The sequence below is a fragment of the Streptococcus sp. genome, assembly GCF_041802885.1.
In the GTDB taxonomy this organism is placed as follows: Bacteria; Bacillota; Bacilli; order Lactobacillales; family Streptococcaceae; genus Streptococcus.
In genome coordinates this window covers 1-7,693 of record NZ_JBHCHN010000041.1, presented here as the reverse complement: position 1 = coordinate 7,693, position 7,693 = coordinate 1, and the positions used below count along the sequence as shown (strand labels likewise).

12 protein-coding genes are annotated in these 7,693 nt (G+C 44.7%); 2 read left to right on the top strand and 10 right to left on the bottom strand.

The window, feature by feature from the left end:
* Positions 1–109: 109 nt before the first annotated feature.
* Complete coding sequence (locus tag ACEYCN_RS05765; RefSeq protein ID WP_373713347.1) at positions 110–325, bottom strand: YdbC family protein; 216 nt, start codon at positions 323–325, stop codon at positions 110–112.
* Positions 326–413: 88 nt separating this feature from the next.
* Here ACEYCN_RS05765 and ACEYCN_RS05760 point away from each other — a divergent pair, with 88 nt between their 5' ends.
* On the top strand, positions 414–749 hold the full coding sequence (locus ACEYCN_RS05760) for a hypothetical protein (protein WP_373713346.1): 336 nt from the start codon (positions 414–416) through the stop codon (positions 747–749).
* A gap of 156 nt (positions 750–905) precedes the next feature.
* Here ACEYCN_RS05760 and ACEYCN_RS05755 read toward each other — a convergent pair whose 3' ends face one another.
* Positions 906–2,192, bottom strand: a complete 1,287-nt coding sequence (locus ACEYCN_RS05755; RefSeq protein WP_373713345.1) for a U32 family peptidase — start codon at positions 2,190–2,192, stop codon at positions 906–908.
* Positions 2,193–2,195: 3 nt separating this feature from the next.
* Complete coding sequence (locus ACEYCN_RS05750; protein ID WP_373713344.1) at positions 2,196–3,125, bottom strand: peptidase U32 family protein; 930 nt, start codon at positions 3,123–3,125, stop codon at positions 2,196–2,198.
* Positions 3,126–3,303: 178 nt separating this feature from the next.
* Between ACEYCN_RS05750 and ACEYCN_RS05745 the strand changes: the two genes are divergently transcribed.
* Positions 3,304–3,618 carry a DUF3270 domain-containing protein gene (locus ACEYCN_RS05745; protein ID WP_373713343.1) on the top strand — a complete coding sequence of 105 codons (315 nt, stop codon included), beginning with the start codon at positions 3,304–3,306 and terminating at the stop codon, positions 3,616–3,618.
* Positions 3,619–3,702: 84 nt separating this feature from the next.
* Here the strand turns inward: ACEYCN_RS05745 and ACEYCN_RS05740 are convergent, their stop codons facing one another.
* From ACEYCN_RS05740 to ACEYCN_RS05710, 7 genes are all read right to left on the bottom strand, one after another.
* Positions 3,703–4,128, bottom strand: a complete 426-nt coding sequence (locus tag ACEYCN_RS05740; protein WP_373713342.1) for a YtxH domain-containing protein — start codon at positions 4,126–4,128, stop codon at positions 3,703–3,705.
* Position 4,129: 1 nt separating this feature from the next.
* On the bottom strand, positions 4,130–4,531 hold the full coding sequence (locus ACEYCN_RS05735; RefSeq protein WP_373713341.1) for a DUF948 domain-containing protein: 402 nt from the start codon (positions 4,529–4,531) through the stop codon (positions 4,130–4,132).
* 11 nt (positions 4,532–4,542) lie between these two features.
* Complete coding sequence (lgt, locus tag ACEYCN_RS05730; RefSeq protein ID WP_373713340.1) at positions 4,543–5,325, bottom strand: prolipoprotein diacylglyceryl transferase; 783 nt, start codon at positions 5,323–5,325, stop codon at positions 4,543–4,545.
* Complete coding sequence (gene hprK, locus ACEYCN_RS05725; RefSeq protein ID WP_373713339.1) at positions 5,322–6,263, bottom strand: HPr(Ser) kinase/phosphatase; 942 nt, start codon at positions 6,261–6,263, stop codon at positions 5,322–5,324. Before hprK ends, lgt begins: the two co-directional genes overlap by 4 nt.
* Before the next feature lie 117 nt (positions 6,264–6,380).
* On the bottom strand, positions 6,381–6,650 hold the full coding sequence (locus ACEYCN_RS05720) for a PspC domain-containing protein (RefSeq protein WP_373713338.1): 270 nt from the start codon (positions 6,648–6,650) through the stop codon (positions 6,381–6,383).
* Positions 6,634–7,401: a hypothetical protein gene (locus tag ACEYCN_RS05715; protein WP_373713337.1), complete on the bottom strand. Its 768-nt coding sequence runs from the start codon at positions 7,399–7,401 to the stop codon at positions 6,634–6,636. The genes ACEYCN_RS05720 and ACEYCN_RS05715 overlap by 17 nt, the downstream gene beginning before the upstream one ends.
* 70 nt (positions 7,402–7,471) lie before the next feature.
* Positions 7,472–7,693: zinc ribbon domain-containing protein (locus ACEYCN_RS05710; RefSeq protein ID WP_373713336.1), on the bottom strand; the 222-nt coding region annotated here is incomplete at its 5' end.

Here is a 7,693-nt window from a genome sequence, read left to right as displayed (position 1 = left end):
TCATAGATTTGAACTTTGTCTTCATAACTCAATTTCATAAAAATAACACCCCAAAAGTTAGATTTTGTCTGTCTAACTTTTGGGATGCGGTTCACTTTTCGTAAGCTTCTTATTGGTTAGTAAAGGCATCCAGCAAGACCTGAAACTCCTCGTTGGACAGAGTAATCCCTTTGCCCATCTTGCTATGGTCAGGACTCCAGGTCCGGATATCATACTTAGCTGGTGCCCCATTAAAGGAGACCCGATTCAACTCCTTGGTCCATCCCTTGTCATTTTCAGACAGGACCAGGAGATGTTCTTCAATTTCAAATGTAAATTCTGCCATCATTCCTCCTAACTATTTATTCGCAAAAGCTTGTCTTTTTGTCAAAAATTCGTTACTATAATTGTATCAAGGATCAGAGGATTTTGCCATGAAAAAGTTTATCCAAGTTTTACTTGAAAGATTAAACCAATTTTTGGGAAATAAAGTCCAAAAGCCCATCGAAGATGAGGAGTTGGACCAGCAGCTTGTTTTAGACAGGATACAATTAGCCCTCTACAAAAAGGCTGCAGTCCATGTCATCTACTCCAATCAGAAGAGTATCACAGGCGAGATTGCCAAATGGGATGAGGAGCGTCGGCAGCTCATTGTCAAGAATTTCTCCAAAAACATGAGCGCCATCATCCGCCTTCACACCATCCAGAAAATCAGTCTGGTACCAGAAGGAATCCGCATATCACAAAGAGAGCGGGACAGAAATCGGTAATTTCGAAGAAATTCGATTTCGTTGTCCCACCTCCGCACAGTTGAGTAGGGCTGTAAAAGCTGATTTATCAGCGCATTAGAGCCCACTCAACCACTGCGCTATAAGTATCTAAAACGAAAAAAAGAGTTTGGAACTACTTTTGTCCCAAACTTTTTCTTATGCCCGAACGGTCATGGACTGACCATTTTCCTTGTAGAGGTTGATAAGCCCTGACTGGCAGGAGCGAATCATATCTCCTGGATAGACTACCTGCGGCACCGTAATGGTTAAGAGCTCCATAGGCTTGTTGGCTCTGTCAATCGCGAGGCCATCCGAGTCGGTCAAATTTTGGATAGTGGTCTCAAAATGGCGGAAGCCAGGTCCATAGAACTCCACTTCATCGCCTTCGTTGATGACATTGCGCTGGCGGATGGTCGCTGTCATGCTGGCTTCATCAAAAGCCACCACTTCACCGATAAACTTGTATTGAGGAATCTTGCGCCGAGCTCCAAACAGTTGCTCGTTTTCGCTTGGCGGGCTGTAATAGAAACCAGTTGCCAGCTCCCGCTGGGCCACCTTCCACATCTCATCAATCAAGTCCTGTTTGATGGCTTCAAATTTCTCTGGACTTTCCAGATAAGCATCGACAGCCGCCTTATAACAGTTGGTCACCGTGGATACATAGTGGACGGATTTCATGCGCCCCTCGATTTTCAGGCTGTCCACTCCATTTTTAATCATATCTGGAATATGGTCAATCATACACATATCAACGGCAGACATGGAAAACTCTTCTGGAACCTGACCCTTGATTGACCGTCTTTCGTCACCAAATGGCAAATCATAGAGATTGTACTTCCAGCGGCAGGACTGGGAACAACCGCCACGGTTGGCATCGCGATTGCTCATGTGGTTGGAGAGAACACAACGACCTGAGTAAGAAATACACATAGCCCCGTGGACAAAGGCCTCAATTTCAACACTGGTCCGCTTACGAATCTCTGCTAATTCTTCCATGGTCACTTCCCGAGCCAAGACAACCCGAGTCAGACCTAATTCCTTCCAGAACTCAAAACTTTCATAATTGGTGGAAGAAGCCTGAGTAGACAGGTGAATTTCAAGCCCAGGTGCTTCAGTTGCACAGATCATGATAAGAGCTGGGTCGGAAACGATGACCGCATCCAAGCCCATATCCCGCAATTCGCGGAACCAGGCTCCCGCTCCTTCTTCATTGCCTTCATGGGTCACCATATTGGCCGCCACATAGACCTTGGCACCTCTGGCATGGGCGTATTCGATGCCTTCTCGCATCTGTTCCATGGAGAAGTTTCCAGCCCGGCTTCGCAGCCCGTAGGCCTGACCGCCAACGAAGACAGCATCCGCTCCGTAGTCAATAGCCACCTTGAGTTTTTCCAAAGTTCCCGCAGGCGAGAGGACCTCGGGACGTTTTAATGTTTTTGACATCGTCTATTTCACCTTATCCTTGTCATAATCGTAAAAACCAGTATCCAAACCACGCTCGGCTGGGTGGAGCTTGCGCACCTCTTCTTCCAGCAAGAAGGCCTGGTCATAGCTAAATTGCCCTTTTTCAATCAAATCACGGGCCTGAACAAACAATTTGGCAATGGCTACAAAGTTGGAACCTGGGCAATAGATGCCATCCAACTTCCAGTTTCGATAGCCATGGTCAGCCAGCTCCATCAGTTTGGTCATCATGCTGATGTCATTGTTGATGAAGATATGGGTGCCATGCTTGTCTTCAAAAATGGAGTAGTGGCTGTCAGGGTCGCCTGGTTCTGCCAGAAAGAGCCCCCGCTGCCGAGACTTGTCTGTCTCCTCTGCCTCTGTGAAATTATAGTAGTTCTGTAATAAAGTCCTCTTGGAATGGTGAATGACAGAAGCACCGTAGACCAAGATTTCAGCCGGCATGTCAAGATTTTTAGCAATGTCAAAAAGCTCAACAGAAGGAATTTCCCTTGCCAAGACCGCCTCAACAGCCCCATGGTCCTTCCAAAAGTTGATTTGGCGGCTAGAGGTGACAAAAACCGATGTATCATAGATCAGCTTGAAATTGTAGCCATCCCGCTTGTTGATGTAGAAAACACCCGCATCGCCAACCACTAGGTAATCGACCTGGATTTCCCGCATCAAGTCCATGAAAGGCTTGATCTTGTCCATCATTTCCTGGTGCATGAGGGCATTAGCTGCTACTGTAACTTCCTTACCGGCAGCATGAACCAGCTGAGCGATTTCCCTTAGCTCATCGTAAGTAAAATTCTTAGGCAGTCGCAGACCATAATCCTCCTCGCCAACATAGATACGATCAACGCCAGCTGCTAGAAGCTCCTTTACCTGCTCAATGCTTTCAGCAGTTGCTGTAATAATTATTTTTTCCATAAAGATAATTATAGCAAAAACCCAGCTATCTGATAAGGTTTTGCGAGAATTTTAATATTCTGACTTTTTTAATGCAGAAAAACGGCTCTACAAAGCCTTTTGTAACCTGATTGTAACAAAACTGTTACATTTTATCAGCATAAATATGGTACGCTAAAAGGTAGAAAAAGGAGACCGTATGGCACTGAGACAAGAACGGCCTGACCAATCCCTGTATGAAGAACACCTCCCGAAAGAGCAACAGGCCACCTATCAAGAATATCAAGCGCGAAAACCCTATGAAAACCGTCTAAGAGAATTACTGTTTTTTGTTAATTTAGCTATTTTTAGCATTATCACAGTCATGGCGACCTATGTTTATCTGTCCATGAAATTCCCAGCCTTCCTAGCCTTCGTACTGGGGATGGCAACAGGCTTTCTGGCCCTGCGAGTGATACAAATTGCTCTTCGTAAACAATACAATCACATGAGAAATAAAAGACGCTCTCGATAAGCGTCTTTTATTCGGTGGTCTGAAAACGGATACAAAAAATAAACAAGAATACCCTTGACCACTTTGGCCAAGGGCTTCTTCTTTTTACAAGTTGATTTCAATATTCTCTTGCACTACAATATCTTCTTCAGGTACCTCAATGAGTGGAGCTGCTCCCTCATCCTGAATCTCTGCTGGGGATTTGGCCTCCGCAATTTTATCCTTGATTTGGTCTGTCAAATCAAGCACTTTTTCCTTGCCAGTTTGAAGGAGATCATCGATGGTCAAGTCACCGGATTCTAGCTGACTTTTGACATCTTCAAACTTGTCTACTGCCTGGTCTTTTAGGTCATGAGCCTTGTTGACCAAGTCAGCATTGATTTCCTCATGGTTTTCTTGGTAATCTTTAACAAAGTCTGTCACCTGTTTTTTTACCTTTTTTCCAGATTCCGTTGCTAGAAATGCTGCTGCTGCAGCCCCTCCAGCTACTCCCAATAAGATACTGGTGAAAATACCGATTTTTTTTGCCATCTTATGCTCCTTTCTTTCCTTTGCCTAAAATGGATGAAAACAGGTTGAGGGTGGTCAAAATACCACCTGCCTTAGCTGTATTTTTGACACCAGATTTGGCCTTAACGGTCAGATCACGGGCAGAATGGTTGAGATCCGATACAGAGACGGATAGGTCTGCTACAGCCGTAAAGAGGGGATCTAATGTCGCCACCTTGCCATTGACATCTTCGACTAGAACATTGGTCTTGGCCAAGAGTTCATTCGTTTGATAGAGGGTAACATTGACATCACTGGTCAAGACTTTTAAGGTTTGCTGGGCTTCTTCAGCCACAACAGATAATTTTTTCAGGAAAAGAACCAAGTAGATAGCCACTGCAACGATCACAATAGCAACAACCAATAAAAATATTTCAAGTGTCATAGAACATCTCCTTATTCAGATTGATAATAGGGCAGGTCCACTTTTTTTCGACGGAAGAGACAGAGGACGAGACCAGCTCCTACCAAGAGAAGCGAGAACCATTGGGATACACGAAGTCCAGCCAACATGAGGCTATCTGTTCGCATACCTTCGATGAAGAAGCGCCCAATTCCATACCAAACGAGGTAGAAGAGAGTAATTTCACCTTGCTTGAGAAACTTGGTTTTTCTACGAAGGACGATAATGAGGATAAAGCCAATCAAGTTCCAGCCCGACTCATACAAGAAGGTCGGCTGGCGGTAGCTCCCATCAATATACATCTGCTCTCGGATAGAGGCGGGCAAAAAGTCTAAGTTGGGCACTTTGGCTCCGTAGGCTTCTTGGTTAAAGAAATTTCCCCAGCGGCCGATTGATTGGGCAATCATGACGGACGGTGCAGCAATATCTAGGAAATCCCATGTATTGATAAATCGGTGGCGGGTGAAGAATACCAGGACCAAAAATCCTGCCAGAAGACCGCCATAAATGGCAATTCCACCGTTCCAAATTGCAAAAATTTCAAGAGGATTGTCCTTATACTGGTCCCAAGAAAAAATCACATAATAGAGGCGGGCACCAACAATGGCGATTGGGAAAGCATAAAGTATAAAGTCATATACATCATCTGCCAAAATCTTCTTGCGAGGTGCTTCTTTGGCAGATAGATAAACTGCAAGGACTAGTCCTGCCACTATACAGAGAGCATACCAACGAATACTAATTGGTCCCAGCTGAAACGCTATTGGATCAATCATCCTTCATCACCCTCTTCCTTGTTGCTCTCAATCAGGCGGGCTAAGCGGCGCTCAAAACTCTTGGTTGCATCAAAGCCCATCTGCTTGGCCCGATAGTTCATGGCTGCTGCTTCAATGACAACAGAAATATTGCGCCCAGTTGTGACTGGAATCCGCACTTGAGGTAATTCGATGCCAGCGATTTCAATCGTCTCCCCACCATTTCCTAGGCGGTCAAACATCTTCCCTTTTTCATAATTTTCAAGGTAGATTGCCAGTTGGACCTGAGATGATTCTTTCACTGCACTGGCACCATACAGACTCATAATGTCAATGATTCCCACACCTCGGATTTCCAAAAGATGACGAAGAATCTCTGCCGGCTCTCCCCAGAGGGTCACATCGTCCTTGGCATAGACATCTACCCGGTCATCCGCAACAATTCGGTGTCCACGCTTGACCAGTTCCAGTCCCGTCTCGCTCTTACCAATACCCGAATCTCCTTGGATGAGAACACCCATACCATAGATGTCCATCAAAACACCATGCACACTGGTCCGCTTGGCCAGGCGAGAATCCAAGAAAGAGGATAGTTCACCAGACAAGCGACTAGTGGCTGAATTGCTCTGGAAAATAGCAATCCGATTTTCCTTAGCCGCCTGAAACATCTCCTCTGGAATCTCCAAACCACGCGCTACAATAACCACCGGTGTCTCCGGTTGAAACATTTGGCGGAAAACCTGATGGCGGTTGTGAGGGGTCATGGCCATAACATAGGACCATTCTTTCATCCCGATTAGCTGAATCCGCTCTGGAGAATAATAGTCAAAATAACCCGTCATCTCCAAACCAGGTCTGGTAATGTCAGAGGTTGTAATTTCCTTGTTCAGAAGTTCCTCTGTCCCATAAACACAAGTCACCTGAACATGATTGATTAAATCTTTCACAAAAACTGTCATCAATAATCCTCGTTCTTTCTAATAGTCTTATTATACCATAAGAAAGCGTTCTTTTTCTTTTTCAGACATGAAAAAAAAGCGAATCCTCGCTTTCTTCATCTATAGTTTGTAAGGGCATCAAAAGAAACCACCATCATCAATCTTTTCGGCATCCTTGCGTTTGCGGGGTCCGGTGCCGTAACGTTCTGCATCCATATCTTCTTTCATCGGCAGAAAGACAGAGCCAACAATATAGAGAGCTACAGCTAGCAATCCTGCTTTTGTAAAAATGGTGATGGCCAAAAAAATCCCCCGCACCAACCAAATGTCCCACTGAAACTTATCAGCTAGACCTGCCAAGACTCCTGTTAAGAGCTTATTTCTTCTTAATCTATAAAACCCGTACATCTTTTATTCCTTTCAAGGTTACAGGACTAGTCTGCGTCTGAACCTGCAGATAGACCACCTTATCTCCACTTTTCTCACAAAGATAAGGACTATTTTGTTTTTTTCGATTGATCTGCAGCAGACCCTGGCTGCTTTCAAAACGGCCCTTTAGGCCTTGTTCCTTGGAGACTACCATGTGAATAGGAGCTTGATGAAGTTCCAGATGAAGGTGCTGAGAGATGGTCCGACATGGAGTCACCCGAATATCCTGTTGTTTTTTATCCGAGTGGCTATGAATGGAAACATCCTCAAAGGGCAGAAAGTCTAGCCTTGCATCCGCCTGTCCCAAGCCCAAATCTAGGACGGACATCCAGCAATCCGGCAAGGAAACGGTGATATGACAAGGCAGACTAGAAGAAAAATGCAATGACTTATCTTCTACATAAATCTGTGGCAAAACCGTATCTTGAGGCAGTTGCGGATAAGAAATCATAAAGTAAATATCTGGCTCCTTACCTTTTTGGAAAATGATTTTTCCCTCTTTCAGATTGATGTTCATCGACTCTACATCAGAAAAATGAAAATCTTGTTTCAGTTTTGAGGAAGAGAAAATCTTCAAACTTGGAAGGGAAAAGGTCAGCCGCGTTTTCTCCTCAACAAAGAGAAAATCGGGTTCCTCCTCTAATTCCATGAAGCAAGCCTTGGCTTCTTCCTTGGTCAAGACCCCTTTTTCATACAATTCAATCAATCGCTTTTGGCGCTCTTCTACCATAGTCTCACCTCTAATCATCACTAGTATACCATTTTTTTGCAAAAAAAAATCAGCCCGAAGACTGATTTGATTATTTTGTGATTAAGTGGCCACGACACCTGCTACAACGGTATTTCTGGGTATTGATGCGACGCCTGCGCTGATAGAGCTGTCCACAGGACTGACAGCAATAGTGATGAAAAGATTGTACCCTTTCCTCAACTTGAGGGGCAAAGCGCAGACCCCCAACTTCCTGGAGCAGTTGTTTGAAATCCCGGTCTCCGTGTCGGTAACCTTTTTTCTCAAAAAAGAG